Origin of the sequence: Pseudomonas cyclaminis (genome assembly GCF_015163715.1) — a bacterium.
Taxonomy (GTDB): Bacteria; Pseudomonadota; Gammaproteobacteria; order Pseudomonadales; family Pseudomonadaceae; genus Aquipseudomonas; species Aquipseudomonas cyclaminis.
In genome coordinates this window covers 1-510 of sequence record NZ_JADDUM010000403.1, presented here as the reverse complement: position 1 = coordinate 510, position 510 = coordinate 1, and the positions used below count along the sequence as shown (strand labels likewise).

Here is a 510-nt window from a genome sequence, read left to right as displayed (position 1 = left end):
TTTTTATTAAAAGTGTCTTAATCATCCCATCGCCGGCTTTTACATGCCCTGTAAAGGTGCGGCCTATTTTCACTTCACTCAAGGGAGCCCCGATCCATGGGACGACTGACCACACACGTACTGGACGCCGCCCACGGCTGCCCCGGCAGCGCCATTCAGGTTGAACTGTACCGCGTCGAAGGCGCACAGCTTGAGTTGGTCGCCAGCGCCGTGACCAACAGCGACGGTCGTTGCGACGCACCGCTGCTGCAAGGCGATGACTACCGCAGCGGCGTGTACCAGCTGCAATTCAGCGCGGGCGATTACTACCGCGCCCGTGGCGTGCAGTTGCCGGAGCCGGCCTTCCTTGATGTTGTCGTGCTGCGTTTTGGCATCAGTGCCGAACAGGATCACTACCACGTGCCCCTGCTGATTTCGCCTTACAGCTACTCCACCTATCGCGGTAGCTGAGTCGTCACCTCGCTTCACACCCCCAAAGCTCTTCGTTGGTTTCGCCCGCGCACACTGCGG

At 59.6% G+C, this 510-nt stretch carries 1 protein-coding gene; it reads left to right on the top strand.

Features of this window, described 5'->3' with window-relative positions; genetic code table 11:
- Positions 1 to 96 precede the first annotated feature (96 nt).
- Positions 97 to 450: a hydroxyisourate hydrolase gene (gene uraH, locus IQK56_RS30830; RefSeq protein ID WP_122308382.1), complete on the top strand. Its 354-nt coding sequence runs from the start codon at positions 97 to 99 to the stop codon at positions 448 to 450.
- Positions 451 to 510 lie beyond the last annotated feature (60 nt).

Bases quoted from the DNA above. Each gene is read 5' to 3' on its own strand.
- uraH (WP_122308382.1), top strand. From the start codon at position 97: ATGGGACGACTGACCACACACGTACTGGACGCCGCCCACGGCTGCCCC.